The following is a 20809-nucleotide window of genomic DNA, read 5'->3' as shown; positions in this document are numbered from 1 at the left end:
GATTTCATTTAATCTGAAATCTAAAATTAAAAATCTAAAATTAAAGATGAGAGTATTTAAATTTGGTGGCGCATCAGTAAAGGATGCAGACGGAATAAAAAACGTATATGACGTTTTACAAAAAGTAGGGTATGAAGATGTAATTTTGGTGGTTTCAGCAATGGGAAAAACTACAAATGCCCTTGAAGTTGTTATCAAGAATTATTTTGATAAATCGGCAGAGCTGAATTCTTCTGTACAGGAAATAAAAAAATATCACAATCAAATATTACTTGATTTATTTGAAGATGAGAAACATGAAGTTTTTACTGCCGTAAAAGTTCAGTTTTCAGAATTAGAGTATTTTTTGGCACATAACAAATCGCCAAATTATAATTTTGTTTATGATCAGATTGTAAGTTTTGGAGAATTAATTTCTACTACGATTCTAAGCCATTTTATGAATTTTATGGGTATCCGGACACAGTGGCTTGATGTTCGTAATTTTATAAAAACAGATTCAAACTACAGGGATGCTGAAGTAGACTGGGAAACCACCCAGCAAAACATCAGCAAAAATGTAAAACGAAAAATATTAAACATCACACAAGGATTTTTAGGTGCTGACGAAAATAATTTCACTACTACTTTAGGTCGTGAAGGATCAGATTATACAGCAGGAATTTTTGCTTATTGTTTAAATGCAGAAAGTGTTACCATCTGGAAAGATGTTCCGGGAGTAATGAATGCCGATCCTCGTTATTTTGAAAATGCAAGTTTGTTAAACCAAATCTCCTATCGGGAAGCAATTGAACTGGCTTTTTACGGCGCAACGGTTATTCATCCGAAAACTTTGCAGCCGTTACAGAAAAAAGAAATTCCATTATACGTAAAATCTTTTATCAATCCATTGTTAAAAGGAACCTGCGTTTCAAAAGGAGTTGATTTAGAGCCGTACCTGCCTTGCTTTATCGTAAAAAGAAACCAGCTTTTAATTTCGCTTTCATCTATTGATTTTTCATTTATCATGGAAGAGAATATCAGCGAAATTTTCGGATTGTTTCATCAATTCAAGCTAAAAGTAAATTTAATTCAGAACTCAGCAATCAGTTTTTCGGTTTGTGTAGAGGATAAATTTGAGAATTTCAGCGAGCTGAATGCGATACTTTCTAAAAAATTCAAAGTAGATTATACCGATAATGTAACCTTGTATACGATCCGTCATTTTAATGAGCAAGCTGCACAAACTGTTGAAGACAACAAAGTAGTTTTGTTAAAACAAGTGAGTAGAGAAACTATGCAGATTGTTACTAAAGAGCTTAATTAATTTCAGAAGTGGTTATATTATTAAATTCAGCATGATAAAAAGGTCTCATCTAAAAAGTGAGACCTTTGTTTTTTATCCTTTTGTCTTTAAATCGGCAATAATATCTTTAAGCTCTTTGATTCTTTCTTCGTACTGTTCAATTAATTTTTCTGAAAGTTGATTAATAATAGTTGCGTTATTAAAGTTGCCACCTTGTTGATTATTATTTATTACAACACTTTCGCTTTTTACCAATTCTTCCGGTGAAATTTCAAAAACCCGACAAATATCATTGATATGGCTCGCCCAGGAATGGCTCTCGCCACTTTCCATTCGGGCATAAGCCGATTGCGACACATGCAGATAATCTGCAACCTGCTCTTGCGACATGCCTTTGCTTTTACGCAATTGCTTCAACTTATTCCCTATCACTGCATTCATATTTTTAGTTTTTAAGTAAACAAATATAATCAAGTAAATCTTATTTATGAAAATGTTACCAAAAAACTAAATTAATTTAGACGAGGTTTTATTATTAATTCAGCATAAAAAGGTTTGTTCTAAAAAGTGATGAAGCCCTCTCCTTTTTATCCTTTTTTATTTGTCCTCAAATCTTCAATAACTTCTTTAAGCTCTTTGATTCTTTCTTCATATTGATCAATGAGTTTTTCTGAAAGTTGGTTAACAATTTGAATATAACCTCCTCCGCCTTGTTGATTATTGTTAATGACAACACCCTCACTTTTCACCAATTCTTCCGGAGCAATCTCAAAAACCTGGCAAATATCATTGATATGGCTTGCCCAGGAATGGCTCTCACCACTTTCCATTCGGGCATAAGCCGACTGCGACACATGCAGATAATCTGCAACCTGCTCTTGCGACATGCCTTTATTTTTACGCAATTGCTTCAACTTATTTCCTATTACTGCATTCATCTTTTTAGTTTTTAAGTAAACAAATATAATCAAGTAAATCTTATTTATGCAAATTCAGGGTAATAATACCCACTTTTCCATTAGTATACATTCTTACAAAAACATACATTTGAATTTACAATTATTAACAATTTAATTATTACATTTATGAAAAAATCAGAATTAAATCAGATGGAGAATCTAGAGGGGGGCATTGATCAAAGAAATTGTGGCTTATTAGGCGCTGCTATTGTAGGAGGAGCAATTGCAGGTCTCTTTTCATTTGGGGGTGGATGGTTTTTGCTGGGGCAGCAGCTCTAACAGCAGCTAGTGGAGATTGTTTTTAATAGAAATTATCACTAAAATATTATGAAGAAAAATTCAAGTTTATTTACATTTATTCTTTCAGTATTTTGTTCAGCTTTTTTGTATTTCAATTTAAAGAAATTAATTGTTGATGAAATATGGAATGATTTTTCAGTATTATTAATATTTATATCAAATGGTTTTGAAATTATAAAAAAAATAAAAAATAAAAAAAATGAAGAAAATATCTAATTTAGAAATGGAGAATATAATGGCTGGGAGTTGTGATCCTACAATGCAGAGTGCTATGGCTGGTGCATTCGGTGGATTAGTTTTTGGACCTATAGGTGGATTTGCTTATTGGGCATTTGTTTATAGTGCACAAGGAAATGGTCAACATTGCATATAATGATTTTACGAAATTTAACCAAAAAAAATATTATGATAACTTTTGAAACGACATTAATTATTTTCTTTTCCATTATTGGTTTAATGCTTCTTTTCAGATATTTTAACAAAGGTAAATTATACTTTACAAGCCACTACAAGGTAGAAAAAGAATTTACCATAGATGAAATAACTTTAAAACAAAATATTTTGAGTGCATTACAAAAAGCGCACTTTAAGAAAATAAAAAATAATGACAATCAGATTTCTGCTATTACTGTTCCGACAATCTTTTCATTTTCTGAACTTATCAAAACGGAAATTGATAAGGTAAGCGAATCAAAATTTAATGTAACGTTTAGTTCTATATGTTTTTTACCCACTCAAATATTTGATTGGGGCAAGAACAAACGTAATTCTAATCTATTTTTTAAGAATTTAGAAATCTCTCTTTCTCAACTTAATAAAAAATAACTCAGATTAAAAAAGGTTGACTCAAAACTTTTGAGACAGCCTTTTTTTTAAGTCAAAAAACTTATACAATTAAATAAAAAGTACTTTCTTCAAGTATCTACTACTCCTCTCTTAATTATTTCAAAAATCACAAACAAAGAACTAAATTTAAAAGGACTAATTTATAACTCTCTATCAAACAGCTTACTCAAAAACAGATACAACGCTTTTTTGGATTTCAAAAAAAACATCAAATTTCATTGATGTGATTTGCCCAAGAATAACTTTCACCACTTTTCATTCTGGCATATGCAGATTGCGACATGTGTAAATCAGTCACTTGTTCCTGCGACATACCTTTGTTTTTACATAACTGCTTCAACTTATTATTTGCATTCATATTTTTTAGTTTTTAAGTAAATACCTATAATCCAGTAAATCTTATTTATGCAAATTCAGGGTAATAATACCCATTTTTCCATTAGTATACATTCTTACAAAAACATACATTTGAATTACAAATTATTAACAATTTAATTATTACATTTATGAAAAAATTAGAATTAAAACAGATGGAACTCTATAAAGGAGGGACTAGCGGACGAGGTTGTCTAATTGCTGGCGCATTTGGAGTTTTAGCTGTAGGTCTCACTGGAGGAGGTGTTATCGCTGGTCTAAGTATTTTTGCAGGAGCAGCACTATCAGATTGCTTTTAGCAGTTCGTGTTACATCAAAAATAATCAGTAAGTATTAGAATAATTTAAAACCAGTATAATTATGTATAAAAGTGTAAAAATCATGACGTGGGTCGTTGTAGCAATCATGATGCTTAATGCAAGTCAACATTTTCTTTCAGACAAAATGTTTGCAAATATGATGTTTCTATTATTGATCGCTTTAATCATAAATATAATAAGTTTAGCTTTTAAAAAAGATTATAAATAAAAACAAGTCAATTATTCTATTTAAACCATGAATAAAAAAAAACATATTATATTTTTAGTCATTAGCTCTTTTATTTTGATAGCTGATATTTATTTTAATATTTTTTCTAAAGATATTAAAAGATTAAACTTTTGGATATTTTTAATTATTGCCTTATGGTTTACATTAAAATTAAAGTCCAATAAAAAAGCATCTTAGGGCAATTTAATATTCTACTAAAAAAATTCCGTAATCTTCTTAGCTCTTATGAAAAGCACTTTTTTCAAGTACTTACTACTTTCTATTGCCTCAATTCTAATTGCAGAAATTTTCAAAAAAGCTATCCATTTTGATGACTTAGTTTACAATTCACTTTCAGAGCAACTTACTCTTGTGACATGCCTTCCTTTCATATTTTAAGTAAACAAATATAATCAAGTAAATCTTATTTATGCAAATTCAGGGTAATAATACCCGTTTTTACACTAATATAAATTCTTACAAAAACATACATTTGAATTACAAATTATTAACAATTTAATTATTACATTTATGAAAAAATTAGAATTAACTCAAATGGAGAATTTACAAGGTGGATTAACTAGTAGACATTGGGGATGTGGTTTAGCTGGTCTGGCCGCAGGAATTGTTGCAGGACCTCTGGGACCGATTGTTGGCGGTATGGTAACTGCTTCATGTTTTTTATTGAATTAAGAAGTACCTGTTGAACCTTTAGAGCCTCTAACAATAAATTAACTATTTATTGTTAGAGGTCTAAAAATATTTTTCTTTTAAATCATTAGACACTAATATATAATATTGTTTTAAATAATAATTAGGATTACATACATCAACAACCTTAATAAAGATCGGCACTATTATAATTAACCGAAAATTTAAAATTAAACTAAAAAAATATGAGCAGAGGATCAATAACAATAGTATTACTTATAATAATAATTGCCTTAGGCTATAAATATAAGACTTACAGAGATAAAAAATAATGTCTTTATTATTACTAATATTGATGATCTTAAACTTGAAGTTTAAGGTCGTCAATTAAAAAAAATTAAATATGGGAAGATTAGGAACAACTGAAATTCTTTTATTACTTTTTATTCTTTTATTGCTTTTCGGAGGAAAAAAAATTCCAGAGTTAATGAAAGGATTAGGTAATGGTTTAAAAGAATTTAAAAATGCAAAAGAAGATAATTCAGAAAAAATAGATAAAAAAAATGAAGGTAAATAATGCAAAAAATTCTGTGCAGAAATCAATACTTTTTTGATTTTCATAACCCAACTGTATTATCTCACAGTTAGGTATAAAAGTTATTTACTTGGAATTGATTTATTTTTAAATCGACTACTTCACAATTAAAAAACAGCAACTTTATTAGTTACTGCTTTTCAACTCTTCAATTTATGTTTATGAAATCTCCATTGGTAAAATGGTTAGTACTCTCTATTGTCTCAATTGTAATTACTGAAATTTTTAAAAAAGCAATACATTTTGACGATTTACTTTATAATTCGCTATCCGAACAACTTACCTCTCAACAAATAAAAATTTTTCTAGGCCTTCAAAAAAAATGGCAATGGGTTGGATATGTGTTCATTCCTATTTTTCTGTTAATCAAAACTACCATAATTGCTACTATACTCTATATTGGTTTGTTTTTCTTTAATAAGGATTTAAAGTTTAACAACCTTTGGAATATTGTCCTAAAAGCAGAATTTATCTTTTTACTCGTTCCTGTTTTTAAAATTATTTGGTTTTATTTTTTCCAACCCAATTATAATTTAGAAGATATTCAAAATTTCTATCCATTATCTGCATTAAATATAGTGGGTTATAAAGATTTGGAAACCTGGTTTATTTATCCTTTTCAAACTTTAAACTTATTTGAATTGGCTTACATTATTTATTTAGCATATCAAATTGGGAAACTAGCAAATACTAATACAGACAATGGTTTAAAAATTATTGCTTACAGTTATGTGCCTGCCTTATTACTTTGGGTAGTAACGATAATGTTTTTTATGCTTAATTATTCTTAAAATGATACAACTTAAAAAAATACTACTAATAGCTTACTTCATAGTGATTATTGCACACATCATTGGGTATGCTTTTTATAATGAAAGTCTATCTTCTTTAATCTTAGGAGTACTGCCAATAGGAGCGATGATCTTGGTTGTAATGCTATATAAAGAAGAAAAAAAATGAAGAGATTTTTAAAAATAGTTCTTCCGATCATATTTACATGTTTTATTTGTTTTTTGGGTTACCAGATAATTTCGAAAATAAATCATAAAAACAAGGTTGCCCAAAACATAAAAAGCATTCCAGAATTCTTCTATAAAGATATTAAAGGTGATTTATTTAGTAATCAAAATTTAAAAAAAGACACACCGACTCTTTTCATTTACTTTAACAGTGAATGTGAATATTGTAATGAAGAAGCTGAAATGATACAAGAAAATGCAGCAAAATTCCAAAACATTCAACTCATTTTTATTTCGTTTGAACAACCTGAACTTATCAAAAAATTCGCCATAAAACACCAACTTATTTCTTATGATAACATTCATTTTTTATATGATAACAAAGTTACTTTCTCTACTACATTTGATGTTAAATCTTTGCCTTGTTTAGTTTTATATGATAAAAATCAAAAACTAATAGAAAAAATAAAAGGACAAACCAAAACCGAAATTCTTCTAAAAAAATTGACTTCAGAATAAACCAAAATGAACTTAAAGCATATCGAAAAAACACATACGCTGCAACTAGACCAATCAGATTGTGGCGTTGCTTGTTTAATGAGCATCATAAAACTTTATCAAGGCAATAATACTATTGAAAAAATTCGTGAGCTAAGCGGCACAAACAAACAAGGCACTACTATGTTAGGTGTGTATCAGGCTGCAAACAAATCAGGGTTTACTGCTGAGGGTTGCGAAGCCGATATTCAAGCACTTATAGACCACAAACAACCCGTACTTTTACATGTTTTAATCGAAAATCAACTCAATCATTATATAGTTTGCTATGGGTATGACGAAATAAAAGGTTTCCTAATTGGCGATCCGGGAAAAGGTGTATTTTATTTATCCATAAGTGAATTAGAAAAAATTTGGGTTTCAAAAACCTGCCTTACTCTTGAACCAAATGAAACTTTTATTAAAGAAGAAACAGAGAAAAACGCCCAAAGAAAATGGTTTTTAGAAATCCTGAAAGAAGATTATAAACTTTTATGGATTAGCATTTTATTAGGTGTTTTTGTTGCTGGTTTAGGAATGGCAATGTCACTGTTCTCCCAAAAACTAATTGATGATATTTTACCATCCCACAATATCAAGAAATTAATTTCAGGTATTGGTTTGTTGACCATTTTATTATTAGCAAGAGTTGGATTAGCTATTTTAAGAGAATTCTTTTTATTACAGCAGTCTAAAGATTTTAACAACCGAATCAACAATCAGTTTTTCGGTTCTCTTTTGCATTTGCCAAAACCATTTTTTGATACCAGGAAAATTGGGGAATTAGTCGCCCGATTAAACGATACACAACGTGTGCAGAGCGTTATAAAAACATTAACGAGTTCTTTGGTAATAGACGTTTTGATTTCTATTATTTCGCTGGGATTTCTGTTTAGCTATTCCTGGAAGTTAGGATTAATTTCTTTGTTGAGTTTGCCTGTTTATTTTTACATCATCTACAGAAGCAATAAAAAAATAATCAATGCACAAAAAGAAGTGATGCAGAGTTATGCTTTTAACGAAAGTAATTACATCAATACCATTCAGGGGATTTCGACTATAAAAAACGATAACAAACAAGCAATTTTCGGCAAAACCAATAATCTGATTTTTGCTAATTTTCAGGAAAAAATATTCAATCTCGGAAAAATAAACATTACTCTTTCCTGGCAATCAGGTTTGGCAAGCGTTTTCTTTTTAGTAGGTATTTTGATTTATACTTCTATACAAGTATTTGATAAAGAAATAAAAACCGGGGAGTTGATCGCAATTTTAGGAATTGTCGGTTCACTTTTACCATCGATTGCAAATCTGGCATTGGTTGCCATTCCAATCAACGAAGCCAAAATTGCTTTTAATCGAATGTATGAATTCTCATCAATCGAAAAAGAGAAAAATGAAGGGTTCAAAATTTCAGGCATTGAACAAATATCTATTCAAAATCTTTCATTTCGTTTTGCAGGAAGAAGTGAATTGTTCCATAATGTTAATATAGAAATCACGAAGGGAAAATTTATTGCGATTGTTGGCGAAAGCGGTAGTGGTAAAAGTACATTAGGACAAATTTTACAGCGATTTTATAATTTTGAAAACGGAAATATCATTATAAACAACAAGCACCAACTTTCGGAAGTAGAACTGGAAAACTATAGAAATCTGATTGGTGTTATTCCGCAGGAAATAATCATTTTTAATGGTAATGTTGTCGACAACATTCTACTTGGAGCTACAGAAACACCCGAAAACTTAATAGAGTTTATTAAAAATTATGGTTTTGATGTTTACTTTAACCAATTCCCACAAGGACTAGCGACAATTTTAGGTGAAGAAGGAATTAATTTATCCGGCGGGCAAAAGCAGATTATTGCTTTAGCGAGAGTACTTTACAAAAAACCACAGTTCTTAATTCTTGACGAAGCTACTGCAGCAATGGACAGAAATACGGAAAACTTTACAATGGAGTTATTTCAGAAGATAAAAACAAATTGTGCTATATTTTTTATTTCACATCGCTTAAATATGCTTAAAAATGTTGCTGACACTATTTATGTTTTAGATAATAAAACCATAACGCATTCTGGGAGTCATCAAGATTTAATGAAAACATCCAATTTTTATAGTGATTATTGGAAGATTGGATAGTATAAAAAACAAAGGTCTCACCAAAAAGTGAAACCTTTATTTTTTTATAATTTAAAAAGGTAATTTTATTTTATAATTTTTACAAAACCTGATTTTCCATTACTGGTTGTCACTTTTACCAATAATACCCCTTGTTGATTTGATAAATCATCAGAGAATAATGTTACCGCATTATTTGAAACCGCATGCATATTTTGCTTTATCAGTTTCCCTAATAAATCATAAACCTGAATATTAACCAATGTTCCGTTTGTATCATCAGGCAATTCTAATACCACATAATCTTTCATTGGATTAGGAGAAGCTTTTACAGAGAATATCTGAGTATCATTTTTAAATTCATTATCAGAAATCCCAAGAGATGCATCGCTGTCAGTGTAAACAATTCCTCTTCCTACGGTACTCATATAAACCCTGCCAAAAGTATTCATATCACCAATTACAAAATTACCGTTTCCTGTCCCGCCGAACTCATACGCATCATCATTTACACGAAGCCATGTAACACCTTCATCAATAGAACGAAATGCACCGGTAACTCCGTTTACTGTTCCCCAAATATATATAGTAGGATACGTTTTTCCCGGAGCAGCCTTTCCTATACCTACAGATCCCGCAACTGTAACATTTGCTGAAGGAACACTAAAAGTCTGACCACCATCAATTGAACGTTTTAAACCGCCGTTATTCATCGCAATCCAGATATGACCAGCGTTACCGGGAACAGTTCTAATTAATTGTGAACCCCATGAACCGGGATTACCTGCAGAAACAAAATTAATACCTCCATCTGTACTAATCATCATCGATCCTGTTGGTTGATTATAAGCATAAAACTTATTATTCGTTACCTGATCAGAAACCGGAATTGCATTACTAACACTTATACCGTTGCTGGTTGTCCATGTAGTTCCGTTATCAACAGAACGATATATACTTGTTGAACCGGAAGGGCAATGCAAAATGGTATTGCCATCATAAGACAAGGCTGTTCTGCCTTTTTGTCCCATTAAGTCCGCTGTAGTTTTAGTCCATGTTGCACCTTGATTTTCAGAATAATACATAGAATTACCTAGCCTCACAATTTTGTTTGTGTTTCCAGAAGCATACGAAATAGAAGTCGAAGTACCCATAGTAGGAGCATGTTGCGGGGCAAAAACGGTTACATCTGTATGTTTAAATCCGTCAAAGTCACCAATTACACTCATTAACGGACCAGATGGAATACTTATTAAATCTAAAGGAACCGTTTCTTCAAGACCAATCGCATCAAATTTCCAGGTAGTTTTAGCTGCATTAATATCATCACAAGTAAAAATTCCATTACCTGAAATAACACTTGCCTGAGATGTGTTGGCAGGATTAAATTTAAAATCTCCTGCCCAGTGTATTGACTGACCAGAAATCCATGTACAGCCATTTGTATCTAAAGAAATTCCGGTATTGCCAACTAAATCCCTCCAATTAGCTCCTCCGTCTGTACTAACAAAAAAACGATCCCCATATGCAACTGCTCCTCCGGAAGTAGTATGTTGTGTCCAATACGTGTTCATCGTTGAGGCTATTAATCGTAGCGGATTTGTCGGATCTACATCAATACCGCCAAAAGGAGTTGTAAAACCAGCCGGCGTGATGTTTGTAAAAATTCCTGTACTGCTTAATTTTGATATTTGTCCTGCAGTTGGATTCCAGGGTCCTTCAAAATCAGCATAAGTAATCAATAAAGACCGATTTGAATCTAAAACAGCGCGCTGTGGCATATAAGATGTGGTAGCCCCTGAAACAGCAGTCCAGCTAATTCCGCCATCTACACTTTTGTATAAATTAGAGGCTCCTATGCGTGAAACTCCTGCATAAATAGTCTGTGTTTTACCTCCTGAAACCGAAGCCGGATCCAAAACAACAAAACATACCCCATTATCATTTGAAGTTGTCGTAACAGGAAAACCAGATAATTTACTCCATGTCAAACCGGCATCAATACTTTGAAAAATACCATTTCTTCTGGTTCCGCAATAAAGAATGTTCGAATTATTTGGATCAACAGCCAAACGTTCACCATTTGAACGCCCCATACCATTGCCGTGCGCTTTAAATTGCGAAGTCACTTCAACTTCAGTAAATGAATTCCCTTTATTCGTAGATTTTAAAATAGCAGTTTTCCCACTATTAAAATAATCCGTTCCAACTAATAAATAGACCACGTTATCATTTTGTGGATCTATCGCCAGCGATTCAACTCCAAAATAACTCACCTGATCTACACTTAGCCAATCCAGCAAAGAGATCCATTTTTTATTAACAGCATCCCATCTGAAAGCACCGCCAACATCGGTTCTTGCATATTTTAAATCTGCATCATTTTTACTGGTAATAATTCCAGTTACGAAACCTCCGCCTCCTATCTGAACATTCTTCCATACGTTTTGTGCTTTCCCTGACAAGGAAGCCAGAAGCAATAAAAAAAGTAAAAAATAGTTTTTCTTCATTTTAGTAATAGTTTAAATTATGGTTTAAGTAAATTTTAGATCAAAAAATATTCTCAATTGACTATCAAAAATATCTATCTTAACTTATGGTTAAATAGACTACAAGTATACGTTTTTATTTTTTAAATAAAAAAGAACATTTTTAAAATCGCAATCATTAAAACATAAAAACAATCCAGTTAGCCTGCCTGAAAAGAACTATCGCTAAAAAAATTATAGAAGCATATTTCAGATATTAAATACTACTTTTGACTTTTAAGAGTTAAAGTATTAATGTTGAAAAAATTACTATTTTTTATAGCTTTCATCGGTTGTTCCGGGCTTCTGGCCCAGGATACGGACTGGCCTTATAAAACAAAAAAAGTAATTGCAACAAAAGACACGATTCATCTGGAAAACTTCAGTATAAATTCCGGTTTTTTCGAATTAATAAATTCCAGAAACGAACCAATTGATTCAACCCATTATAAAATTAATTTTCAGAAAGGATATTTACTCCTAAATGAAAAATTCACTTCAAATTCAGATACCTTACTTGTAAATTATTTAAAATACCCGGATTTTCTAACCAAAGAATACAGCCTTTATAAATCGAGCCAGGTAGTAACCAACGATGTGGGTTCTGAGAAGTTATACAGAATAGAAAATACCAATATTAAAAAAGTGACTCCATTTGATGGACTGAACACATCAGGAAGTATTACACGTGGTGTTACGGTTGGAAACAACCAAAATACGGTGTTGAACTCCAATCTGGACCTTCAGATTACAGGAAAAATATCAGATAAAATTAGTCTTCGGGCATCCCTTCAGGACAGCAACATACCTTTACAGGATGGTGGCTATTCGCAAAAACTTGATCAGTTTGATAATATTTTTATGGAATTGTTCAGCGATGACTGGAATATTCGCGCAGGAGATGTTTTTTTGGAAAACCGTAAAACACAATTTTTAAATTTTAATAAGAAGGTTCAGGGACTTTCGGCCAGTTTTGATTTTGGAAAAGAAGATAATAAAACCAATGTATTTGCCTCTGTAGCTTTTGTAAAAGGGCAATACGCCAAAAGTTCGTTTATTGGGCAGGAAGGCAATCAGGGGCCTTATAAATTAAAAGGGCAAAATGGAGAATTGTATGTTTTGGTTATTTCCGGCTCTGAACGTGTTTATGTTAATGGAGTTTTGCTCAAAAGAGGCGAAAACAACGATTATGTTATTGATTATAATGCAGGAGAAATTATTTTTACATCGCTTTTTACCATTACTTCAGAAATGCGAATTAACATTGAATATCAATATTCGGACAGAAACTATAATCGATTAGTGACGTATGCAGGTGCAACTCATGAAAATAAAAACTGGAGTTTTGGCGGCTATTTATATTCTGAAAATGATATGAAAAACCAACCGCTCCAGCAGAATCTTTCTACAGAACAGGTTCAGGTTTTAAGCCAGGCCGGAGATGACACAGCTTTAATGACAGCTCCGTCAGCCTATGAAGACACGTATGCTGACAACAAAATCCTGTATAAAAAAACTATTGTAAATTCAATAGAAATTTATGAATATTCAAACAATACAACAGATGTTTTATACAACGTACGCTTTAGCCTTGTTGGAGCCAATTCAGGAAACTATATTATAAGAAATACCAATTCTGTTGAACGTATTTATGAATATGTTTCACCGGAAAACGGAATTACGCAAGGAAATTATGAACCTATTGTGCAATTGGTGGCGCCAATGAAAATTCAGGTGGCTACTTTTCTAGGTAAATACAATCCGGATGAAAAAACGCTGGTCGATTTTGAAATTGGGGTCAGCAATAATGATAAAAACTTATTTTCGGACATTGATGATTCCAACAATAATGGAATCGCATTGAAACTGAATACAAAAAAACGCCTTTTTACCAGAAACTGGACATTAGATGGTTATGCGAATTATCAATTCGTTCAGGAAAACTTCAAGTCTATTGAACGTTTGTACAATATCGAATTTAACCGGGACTGGAATCTGAACGAAATACTTTTAGGCAATCAGAGTATGTTGGTTACCGGTTTGAATTTCGATTTGTTTTCGGATAAAAAAACTTCCAATATTGGTTTGTTCACCTATCAGTTTGAAAAATTAGATTATACTGAAAACTATTCCGGAAATCGCCATACCTCTAACACTTTCCTTAAATTCAAAAATTGGACTATAGAAAACAAAGGCAGTTTTTTGAATAGCGATGCCACCATTTCGACCTCCAAATTCATCAGGAACTTCACTAAAACTAAATATCATTTTGGCAAAAACTGGGTTGGCGGTAATATTCAAATCGAGGATAATCAGGAAAAAGATAAAGCAACCAATCAGTTTTCGGCCCTGAGCCAAAGATTTTCAGAATATGGTGTTTTTATTGGCAGAGGTGACAGTACAAAAGTTTTTGTAGAATTAGGTTATTTGAGAAGAAAAAATGACAGTTTACAGAATGGCTTACTACAACATGTTAACAATTCACAGATGTACATCCTGAAATCAAAATTGATTCAGAATAAAAAAACAGATTTAGCCGTTTATGCGAGTTACCGGAATCTTGATTTTACCGACTCTGCTAAAAAAAGTGAACCTTCATTAAATTCGAGAATACTATACAATGACCGTTTTTTTAATCAATTTATCCAGACAGGTATTGCTTATGAAACCAGTTCAGGAACTATTGCCCAACAGGAATACACGTTTGTAGAAGTTCCTGCCGGTCAGGGAGTTTATGCCTGGAATGATTATAATGGCAATGGTATTCAGGAAATAGAAGAGTTTGAAATTGCTCCTTTTCCGGATCTCGCAAAATTTATCCGTATCTTTTTACCTAATCAGGTTTATATTAAAACCAATCAGAATAAATTTTCACAATCCGTTACCCTGAACCCGTTACAATGGCAAAATGAAAAAGGTTTCAAAAAGACAGCTTCCTATTTTTATAATCAGACATCCTTTATTATGGATCGGAAGGTAAGAAGTATGGGCGATAATTTCGAATTGAATCCGTTTCGTTCATCGGAGGAAAATACTTTGGGATTAAATTCCAGTTTCAGGAACAGTTTATTTTATAATCGGGGTAAACAGAAACATTCTGCAACCTATTCATATCTTAATAATAAAGGAAGAAACTTACTTTCAATTGGTTCACAAGAAGTAAAAAACAATTCACATCAATTACAATACACACATTTGTACCAAAAAAGCTGGTTGTTCAATTTTTTTACCAAAACTATCAAATCTACATTAGCTTCTGAGGATTTTACAGAAAAGAATTACAATCTTGAAGGCTATCAGATTGCACCCAAAATCAGTTATTTATTTTCAAAAAATACGAGTTTGGATTTCTTTTACGAATTGCAAAACAAAAAGAATCAGATCGGTAATTTCGAAACCCTGACCCAAAGCCGGCTAGGAACTTCATTTTCGTATGCCGGAGATAAAAAAGTGACGGTAAACGGAGAGTTTTCTTTTTATGAAAATGAATTTGAAGGAAATGAATTTTCATCAGTAGGATTCCAGATGTTGGAAGGGCTTCAGGCAGGACAAAATTTAGTCTGGAAACTATTATTGCAAAAAAACATAACCCAGTTTTTAGACATCAACCTGAATTATCAGGGACGAAAAAGTGAAACAGGCGTTACGATTCATACTGGGAACATTCAGCTTCGTGCTTATTTTTAGGCAATTACGAAAAACATTAGGATAATTTGTTTAATTTTAATTTAAACTTTTAATCCTTTAACCTATGAAAAAATTAGTATTACTTTGTTTGATGGTTGTTTTCTCCAATATTTTTTATGGTCAGGAAACTGCTAAAACTACCAAAGCCAAAACAGAGGCAGCAGCTAAAAAGAAAGCAACTGCTGATAAAGCTGCTGCAGATGCCAAAAATGAAGCTGCAAAATCTAAAAAAGCCGCAGAAAAAGCTAGAGCTGCGTCTGTAAAAGCAAAAAGTGAAGCAGAAAAATCCAAAAAAACAACTAAACCAGAAAGCGTAAAAGCTGACGTAAAAAAAACAGAAACTAAAACCGTGGCAAAATCCAATGCCGTAAAAAAAGATGCAACTGCTGCAAAAAAACCAACTCAAAAAAAACTAAAGGAAACCAATGAAAAAGCGCCAAAAGTAGCTGATAAAGTTACGGGAGAATACAATGGCAAAAAAGTATATACCGGACCAAGAGGTGGTAAATACTATATTAATGCAAACGGTAACAAAACATATATTCAGGATTAACGCTACAATATGTCATAAGAATTAAAAGGTCAGACTTCGGTTTGGCCTTTGGTTTTTACAGTAACCAAGTAATAACTTAATCATTTCGTAATATCTTTGAAATCGATTAAAAACCCTATTTAAGTATCTTCGTAAGAAAAGCACCACCTATGAGCATCGATTATTCTGCGAATAAAACTATTTTAATTACTCCTTTAAACTGGGGATTGGGGCATGCAACCAGATGTATTCCGATAATTAAAGCTTTACAGGAAAACAATTATATTCCAATCATTGCTTCTGATGGTATTGCTTTAGACTTATTGCGAAAAGAATTTCCGTACATACAAACACTGGAATTACCATCATATCATATTGAATACGCAAAAAATGCAAAAAATTTCAAATGGAAACTGATTAAAAACCTGCCTAAAATGATTGTTGCCATTTTAGATGAAAAAAAGCTGGTGAATTCCTGGATAAAAAAATATGATATAGATGGAATTATCTCAGATAACCGATTAGGTGTTTTTAGTAAAAAAGTGCCCTCTGTATTTATCACGCATCAGTTAAATGTGATGACAGGAAATACTACCAAATTTACCAGTAAATGCCATCAATATTTTATAAAAAAATACGCTGAATGCTGGGTTCCTGACACCAATGAAACAACTAACTTAACAGGAGAACTGGGGCATTTGAACAATTCTAAATTAAATCTAAAATATATTGGCCCTTTGAGCAGAATGCGCCAAAAAGAAACGCCAAAACAATATGATTTAATGATTATATTATCAGGCCCTGAACCTCAACGAACTTTATTGCAAGAAAAACTGCAACAAGAGATTGTTCATTATCAAGGTGCTGTCGTATTTATAAAAGGTTTAGTTGAAAAAGAGCAAAGCAAACAACAAATAAAAAATGTAACCTATTACAATTTCATGAATACGAAACAGCTGGAACAAACTTTTAACGAAAGTGATTTGGTTTTGTGCCGATCTGGTTATACAACTGTTATGGATTTGGCAAAATTGGGCAAAAAGGCTTTTTTTATTCCAACACCCGGACAATATGAGCAGGAATATCTGGCGATAAAACTACAGGAAGAAAATTTAGTACCGTATGCAACCCAAAACGACTTTACGATTGAAGATCTTTCAAAAGTAAAATCGTTTAAAGGTTTGTCTCAATTTAATAATAATATAGACTGGGATTCTTTATTTACTGTTTTTGAGAAATAGAATTAAAAGTTAAACTGTGCCTGTAATCGCAATAAATTTCCTTGTTGTCTATTAACAGGCAGTGCACTGTCTTCAAAAGTCCTATCGGCAATTACATATTCAGCAACTAATTCAAAAGCTTTTATTGGCTGCCATTCTATCCCAATTTCGTAATCCCTTACTACATAACTTCTGGCATCTTTTTCGAATTTTTTTCCTCCGTCATAATATTGAAATTTGGCAAAAGGATACAATAATTGTTTTTTTGGCAGATCCCATTTGTAATTTAAGGTTACATAACCTCCTTCAAGATCTGTAACTTCAATAGAATTTGTGACTTTGTCGTAACGAGGGCCTTTTCCAACATTATATTCAGCCTGAATACCAAAAGGTTTTGGATACAAAACAAATGTCGCCCCAACTCTTTGATCAGTAGTATTTTGCTTATTTTCGACTGTAACTCCCGATGAAATTTCATTAGTAAAAGCCCATTTTCCTGTAAAGGCCTGAATTCCGGGTTCAATAATTTGATTTCCTATTACAAACGGATAGGTTAATCTTGTTACTACATGTAAATTTCTGTTTCCCTCAGTTTTATTTGCTGTTTGCCCATTATAGGCTCCAAAAGCAAAGACACCATAATCACCGGAACCTTTATATCCGTCTCTTACCAACATGGCAAAACGCTCTCTAACGTCTTCAGGTGCCCAGTAAAAAAATACTCCTAAATCTCTTTCATTAGCAACTGCACTATTTAATCCATCGTTACGATCTAAAACTAAACGATTTTGACTTGATTGCAAATTTTCAAAACCATAAGGAACTTTACTTTGACCAATACGAATACGATATTCCTTCTTTTTATCAAAAGAAACATCAAAATAGGCATCCCTAATTTGTGCAAAATGCTGAAGTCCGGATACGGGGGAACTTGCAAAATCAGGTTGGAAATAAAAATATACACTGGGATGAACCTGACCCGAAAACACTAATCGGGCACGTCTGATAAAAAGACCATTATTCGCTTTTGCATCCGGTTCCGTAGAAGTCGTTCCCCAGGATTTATCGCACTGATCGCACGAAACTTTATCATTTGTAGATAGTAATCCATTATATCGGACCTGAACATATCCTCTTAAAGAAATTTTATCGTACCAATGTTCCGTATCAATAACTCCGGCATTAGTTTCAACAAGTTTCGCTTTATTTATGGAATCCAGAAGACGGATTACTTCGTTTTTTACATCTTCTTTTTTTAAATCTTGTGCATTTGCCGCACAGGTAATCAGCAATAAAATTGTAATTATTTTTCTTTTAATCATTGTTTCTTATGCACTAAATTTTAAGGTGCAAAGATGTATCACCAATGTTAAGAAATCATTAACAGGATGTTACTATAATAAAAATTTATTGTTATGGCTTATATTACAAAGTTGATTTATTGTTAAAACACCCTGTTTTAAGGCATTTCACTCAAATCAACTTACAATTTTTTAACTTCAGGCTTTTGTATTTTTTGCGCTTTCTCAAGTGTAAAAGAGAATTCAGAACCAATTCCGAACTCACTTTCAACATACACTTTCTCTTTGTGTGCTTCGATAATGTGTTTTACGATTGCCAATCCTAAACCGGAACCACCTTCAGATCGGGTTCCGCTTTTATCAACCCGGTAAAAACGTTCAAAAAGTCTCGGAATATTTTGTTTCTCAACACCTTCCCCATTATCACTAATCCTGATCAGGACTTTTTTCTTGGTCAGATTAACAACACCAACCTCTGTAGTACCACCGTCTTTTCCGTATTTAATAGAATTTACTATTAAATTTTCCAGAACCTGTTGTATTCTGTCCTGGTCCCCTTTTACGATTATAGATTGCATGTTTTTACTTTCAAAAGCCAATTTTATTTTCTTTTTGTCGGCTTTCATCTCCAACAAATCAAAAACATTCTGAATTAATTCGACAATACTGAATTCGGTAATATTCAAATCTAAATCACCTGATTCCAGTTTGGTAATCATATCTAAATCTTCAACTATATAAATCAATCGCTCTACACCTTTTTCTGCACGTTTTAAATATTTTTTACGGATTGTTTTATCATCCATTGCGCCATCAAGTAAAGTCGAAACATAACCCTGAACGGTAAATAATGGTGTTTTAAGTTCGTGAGAAACATTGCCTAAAAACTCCCTGCGGTATTGTTCCCTGATTTCAAGCATTTCAATTTCGAGTTTTTTATCCGTTGCAAACTTTTTCACTTCACGCGAAAGCGTTTCCATATCGGTTGTGATGGGCTGATTGATAAGTGTAGTCGATTCCAGTAACGAAACCTCATCGTAGATTTTTTTTACTCTTCTGTAAATAAATCGCTCCACACGATATTGCAGTACCAAAAAAGAGAAAATATAAATTGAAATAATAAAAACTATTCCAAACCCAATTTGATATTTTAATTGATTTTTATAAAATATATTCATCAGCAACAACACAAACCCTGTTGCAAACAGACTTATATAAAGCGCAGATTTTATAGCAAACTTATACGTTTTCTTGAAATTAATTTTCATTGAGATTTAAAAATAATAAACAATTAAGGAATTTTTTTTACTATATAAGTGATATAAGTTCATTTAAAAAAGTAAAGCTTATTTATATATTTGATGAGAATTTAAAAAAGTCAATCTTTCTCAAATTTTTAAACTTTGAAAAAGATTGACTCAGATAACAAAATAAAAATGCGATAATTTAAATGAACTTATATCACTATGGTTCATTTTTTAATGCTTAAACTTCGAATTTATAACCAACTCCTTTGATGGTTTTAAAAAGATCCTCGCCTATTTTTTCACGCAGTTTTCGGATATGCACATCAATAGTTCTTCCGCCCACTACTACTTCATTCCCCCAGACTTTATCAAGGATTTCATCTCTTTTAAATACTTTTCCGGGTTTTGATGCCAATAGATAAAACAATTCGAATTCTTTTCTTGGAAGGGAAATTTCGATATTATCCTTGATGATTTTATATTCTTCACGATTGATTTCAATTCCGCCAACATTTAACGTATCGCTCACTACTTCCTGTTCTTTAAGTCTTCTTAACAAAGCCTTTACTTTGCTGACCAGTAATTTTGGTTTTATAGGTTTGGTAATATAATCATCTGCACCGGCATCAAAACCAGCAACTTGTGAATAATCTTCGCTTCTTGCTGTTAAAAATGTTATGATAACGTTATTTAATTCCGGAATTTTTCTGATGTGCTCACAAGCTTCCATTCCGTCCATTTCCGCCATCATGACATCCATAATTATAAGGTCCGGTAATTCTTTCTGAGCTTTTGCAATTGCGTCTTTTCCATTTGAGGCCGTTACGATTTGGTAGCCTTCCTGCGCAAGATTATAACCAACGATTTCTAAGATATCCGGTTCATCGTCAACTAATAAAATCTTTGTTTGTGTTTTTTTCATAAAATAGCAAAAATTGAGTTTTCTCATCAAATTTCCTTACTCCGTAAATCTGATGGTTTTTAATTGCGATGGTAAATATAATAATAAATTAACCGTCAAAAATTGCTGTTAACGGTAATTTAATCTCGTAACAATTTGATAATCTACAACACACAAAAACATAACAAGTGCCTAACATGAACTTTACACTGCGTGCATTTCTTTGCACAAAAATAA

21 protein-coding genes are annotated in these 20809 nt (G+C 32.1%); 14 read left to right on the top strand and 7 right to left on the bottom strand.

What is annotated here, in order from left to right; genetic code table 11:
* Positions 1-46: 46 nt before the first annotated feature.
* A complete protein-coding gene (locus J2W48_RS08455; RefSeq protein WP_310280312.1) occupies positions 47-1306 on the top strand; it encodes an aspartate kinase in 1260 nt (419 codons plus the stop codon).
* 72 nt (positions 1307-1378) lie between these two features.
* Here the strand turns inward: J2W48_RS08455 and J2W48_RS08450 are convergent, their stop codons facing one another.
* Complete coding sequence (locus J2W48_RS08450) at positions 1379-1726, bottom strand: helix-turn-helix domain-containing protein (RefSeq protein ID WP_310280311.1); 348 nt, start codon at positions 1724-1726, stop codon at positions 1379-1381.
* 146 nt (positions 1727-1872) lie between these two features.
* Positions 1873-2223 (bottom strand): helix-turn-helix domain-containing protein, encoded by a 351-nt coding sequence (locus tag J2W48_RS08445; protein ID WP_310280310.1) that lies wholly within the window; start codon positions 2221-2223, stop codon positions 1873-1875.
* Between the two features lie 147 nt (positions 2224-2370).
* Here J2W48_RS08445 and J2W48_RS08440 point away from each other — a divergent pair, with 147 nt between their 5' ends.
* The 4 genes from J2W48_RS08440 to J2W48_RS08425 are packed head-to-tail and all read left to right on the top strand — an operon-like array spanning position 2371 to position 3369.
* The gene (locus tag J2W48_RS08440; RefSeq protein WP_310280308.1) at positions 2371-2523 is read left to right on the top strand and encodes a hypothetical protein; all 153 of its coding nucleotides are present in this window, start codon (positions 2371-2373) and stop codon (positions 2521-2523) included.
* Between the two features lie 48 nt (positions 2524-2571).
* Positions 2572-2760 (top strand): hypothetical protein, encoded by a 189-nt coding sequence (locus J2W48_RS08435; RefSeq protein ID WP_310280306.1) that lies wholly within the window; start codon positions 2572-2574, stop codon positions 2758-2760.
* Complete coding sequence (locus tag J2W48_RS08430) at positions 2744-2917, top strand: hypothetical protein (RefSeq protein ID WP_310280304.1); 174 nt, start codon at positions 2744-2746, stop codon at positions 2915-2917. The genes J2W48_RS08435 and J2W48_RS08430 overlap by 17 nt, the downstream gene beginning before the upstream one ends.
* Positions 2918-2949: 32 nt before the next feature.
* Entirely contained in the window at positions 2950-3369 is a 420-nt protein-coding gene (locus J2W48_RS08425) for a hypothetical protein (RefSeq protein ID WP_310280302.1), read from the top strand.
* 229 nt (positions 3370-3598) lie between these two features.
* Here the strand turns inward: J2W48_RS08425 and J2W48_RS08420 are convergent, their stop codons facing one another.
* Positions 3599-3748, bottom strand: coding sequence for a helix-turn-helix domain-containing protein (locus J2W48_RS08420; protein WP_310280300.1), 150 nt, complete (start codon positions 3746-3748; stop codon positions 3599-3601).
* A gap of 148 nt (positions 3749-3896) precedes the next feature.
* Here J2W48_RS08420 and J2W48_RS08415 point away from each other — a divergent pair, with 148 nt between their 5' ends.
* From J2W48_RS08415 to J2W48_RS08390, 6 genes are all read left to right on the top strand, one after another.
* Positions 3897-4064 (top strand): hypothetical protein, encoded by a 168-nt coding sequence (locus tag J2W48_RS08415; protein ID WP_310280298.1) that lies wholly within the window; start codon positions 3897-3899, stop codon positions 4062-4064.
* Between the two features lie 760 nt (positions 4065-4824).
* Positions 4825-4986 (top strand): hypothetical protein, encoded by a 162-nt coding sequence (locus J2W48_RS08410; RefSeq protein WP_310280296.1) that lies wholly within the window; start codon positions 4825-4827, stop codon positions 4984-4986.
* A 361-nt stretch (positions 4987-5347) separates the two neighbouring features.
* Complete coding sequence (gene tatA, locus J2W48_RS08405; protein ID WP_310280294.1) at positions 5348-5521, top strand: twin-arginine translocase TatA/TatE family subunit; 174 nt, start codon at positions 5348-5350, stop codon at positions 5519-5521.
* A gap of 179 nt (positions 5522-5700) precedes the next feature.
* The gene (locus tag J2W48_RS08400) at positions 5701-6330 is read left to right on the top strand and encodes a hypothetical protein (RefSeq protein ID WP_310280292.1); all 630 of its coding nucleotides are present in this window, start codon (positions 5701-5703) and stop codon (positions 6328-6330) included.
* A 165-nt stretch (positions 6331-6495) separates the two neighbouring features.
* Positions 6496-7017, top strand: a complete 522-nt coding sequence (locus J2W48_RS08395; RefSeq protein ID WP_310280290.1) for a TlpA family protein disulfide reductase — start codon at positions 6496-6498, stop codon at positions 7015-7017.
* Between the two features lie 6 nt (positions 7018-7023).
* Entirely contained in the window at positions 7024-9177 is a 2154-nt protein-coding gene (locus J2W48_RS08390) for a peptidase domain-containing ABC transporter (protein ID WP_310280288.1), read from the top strand.
* Positions 9178-9242: 65 nt separating this feature from the next.
* On the opposite strand, the gene J2W48_RS08385 is transcribed toward J2W48_RS08390, so the two are convergent.
* Entirely contained in the window at positions 9243-11666 is a 2424-nt protein-coding gene (locus tag J2W48_RS08385; protein WP_310280286.1) for a T9SS type A sorting domain-containing protein, read from the bottom strand.
* A 273-nt stretch (positions 11667-11939) separates the two neighbouring features.
* Here J2W48_RS08385 and J2W48_RS08380 point away from each other — a divergent pair, with 273 nt between their 5' ends.
* The 3 genes from J2W48_RS08380 to J2W48_RS08370 all read left to right on the top strand — a co-directional run bounded on the left by J2W48_RS08380 (position 11940) and on the right by J2W48_RS08370 (position 17144).
* Complete coding sequence (locus J2W48_RS08380; RefSeq protein ID WP_310280284.1) at positions 11940-15371, top strand: hypothetical protein; 3432 nt, start codon at positions 11940-11942, stop codon at positions 15369-15371.
* Positions 15372-15435: 64 nt separating this feature from the next.
* Positions 15436-15924 (top strand): hypothetical protein, encoded by a 489-nt coding sequence (locus tag J2W48_RS08375; protein ID WP_310280282.1) that lies wholly within the window; start codon positions 15436-15438, stop codon positions 15922-15924.
* 149 nt (positions 15925-16073) lie between these two features.
* Complete coding sequence (locus J2W48_RS08370) at positions 16074-17144, top strand: glycosyltransferase (RefSeq protein WP_310280280.1); 1071 nt, start codon at positions 16074-16076, stop codon at positions 17142-17144.
* A 2-nt stretch (positions 17145-17146) separates the two neighbouring features.
* Here J2W48_RS08370 and J2W48_RS08365 read toward each other — a convergent pair whose 3' ends face one another.
* The 3 genes from J2W48_RS08365 to J2W48_RS08355 form a co-directional block, all read right to left on the bottom strand.
* Positions 17147-18445 carry a porin gene (locus J2W48_RS08365; protein WP_310280278.1) on the bottom strand — a complete coding sequence of 433 codons (1299 nt, stop codon included), beginning with the start codon at positions 18443-18445 and terminating at the stop codon, positions 17147-17149.
* Between the two features lie 161 nt (positions 18446-18606).
* Complete coding sequence (locus J2W48_RS08360) at positions 18607-19692, bottom strand: sensor histidine kinase (RefSeq protein WP_310280277.1); 1086 nt, start codon at positions 19690-19692, stop codon at positions 18607-18609.
* 217 nt (positions 19693-19909) lie between these two features.
* Positions 19910-20593 carry a response regulator transcription factor gene (locus J2W48_RS08355; protein WP_007811237.1) on the bottom strand — a complete coding sequence of 228 codons (684 nt, stop codon included), beginning with the start codon at positions 20591-20593 and terminating at the stop codon, positions 19910-19912.
* Between the last annotated feature and the right edge of the window lie 216 nt (positions 20594-20809).

It is taken from the genome of Flavobacterium piscis, assembly GCF_031457575.1.
Lineage (GTDB): Bacteria > Bacteroidota > Bacteroidia > Flavobacteriales > Flavobacteriaceae > Flavobacterium > Flavobacterium piscis_A.
The sequence above is the reverse complement of the archived record's forward strand: the minus strand, read 5'-3'. Positions and strand labels throughout refer to the sequence as shown.

Bases quoted from the DNA above. Each gene is read 5' to 3' on its own strand.
- J2W48_RS08455 (WP_310280312.1), top strand. From the start codon at position 47: ATGAGAGTATTTAAATTTGGTGGCGCATCAGTAAAGGATGCAGACGGA.
- J2W48_RS08450 (WP_310280311.1), bottom strand. From the start codon at position 1,726: ATGAATGCAGTGATAGGGAATAAGTTGAAGCAATTGCGTAAAAGCAAA.
- J2W48_RS08445 (WP_310280310.1), bottom strand. From the start codon at position 2,223: ATGAATGCAGTAATAGGAAATAAGTTGAAGCAATTGCGTAAAAATAAA.
- J2W48_RS08440 (WP_310280308.1), top strand. From the start codon at position 2,371: ATGAAAAAATCAGAATTAAATCAGATGGAGAATCTAGAGGGGGGCATT.
- J2W48_RS08435 (WP_310280306.1), top strand. From the start codon at position 2,572: ATGAAGAAAAATTCAAGTTTATTTACATTTATTCTTTCAGTATTTTGT.
- J2W48_RS08430 (WP_310280304.1), top strand. From the start codon at position 2,744: ATGAAGAAAATATCTAATTTAGAAATGGAGAATATAATGGCTGGGAGT.
- J2W48_RS08425 (WP_310280302.1), top strand. From the start codon at position 2,950: ATGATAACTTTTGAAACGACATTAATTATTTTCTTTTCCATTATTGGT.
- J2W48_RS08420 (WP_310280300.1), bottom strand. From the start codon at position 3,748: ATGAATGCAAATAATAAGTTGAAGCAGTTATGTAAAAACAAAGGTATG.
- J2W48_RS08415 (WP_310280298.1), top strand. From the start codon at position 3,897: ATGAAAAAATTAGAATTAAAACAGATGGAACTCTATAAAGGAGGGACT.
- J2W48_RS08410 (WP_310280296.1), top strand. From the start codon at position 4,825: ATGAAAAAATTAGAATTAACTCAAATGGAGAATTTACAAGGTGGATTA.
- tatA (WP_310280294.1), top strand. From the start codon at position 5,348: ATGGGAAGATTAGGAACAACTGAAATTCTTTTATTACTTTTTATTCTT.
- J2W48_RS08400 (WP_310280292.1), top strand. From the start codon at position 5,701: ATGAAATCTCCATTGGTAAAATGGTTAGTACTCTCTATTGTCTCAATT.
- J2W48_RS08395 (WP_310280290.1), top strand. From the start codon at position 6,496: ATGAAGAGATTTTTAAAAATAGTTCTTCCGATCATATTTACATGTTTT.
- J2W48_RS08390 (WP_310280288.1), top strand. From the start codon at position 7,024: ATGAACTTAAAGCATATCGAAAAAACACATACGCTGCAACTAGACCAA.
- J2W48_RS08385 (WP_310280286.1), bottom strand. From the start codon at position 11,666: ATGAAGAAAAACTATTTTTTACTTTTTTTATTGCTTCTGGCTTCCTTG.
- J2W48_RS08380 (WP_310280284.1), top strand. From the start codon at position 11,940: ATGTTGAAAAAATTACTATTTTTTATAGCTTTCATCGGTTGTTCCGGG.
- J2W48_RS08375 (WP_310280282.1), top strand. From the start codon at position 15,436: ATGAAAAAATTAGTATTACTTTGTTTGATGGTTGTTTTCTCCAATATT.
- J2W48_RS08370 (WP_310280280.1), top strand. From the start codon at position 16,074: ATGAGCATCGATTATTCTGCGAATAAAACTATTTTAATTACTCCTTTA.
- J2W48_RS08365 (WP_310280278.1), bottom strand. From the start codon at position 18,445: ATGATTAAAAGAAAAATAATTACAATTTTATTGCTGATTACCTGTGCG.
- J2W48_RS08360 (WP_310280277.1), bottom strand. From the start codon at position 19,692: ATGAAAATTAATTTCAAGAAAACGTATAAGTTTGCTATAAAATCTGCG.
- J2W48_RS08355 (WP_007811237.1), bottom strand. From the start codon at position 20,593: ATGAAAAAAACACAAACAAAGATTTTATTAGTTGACGATGAACCGGAT.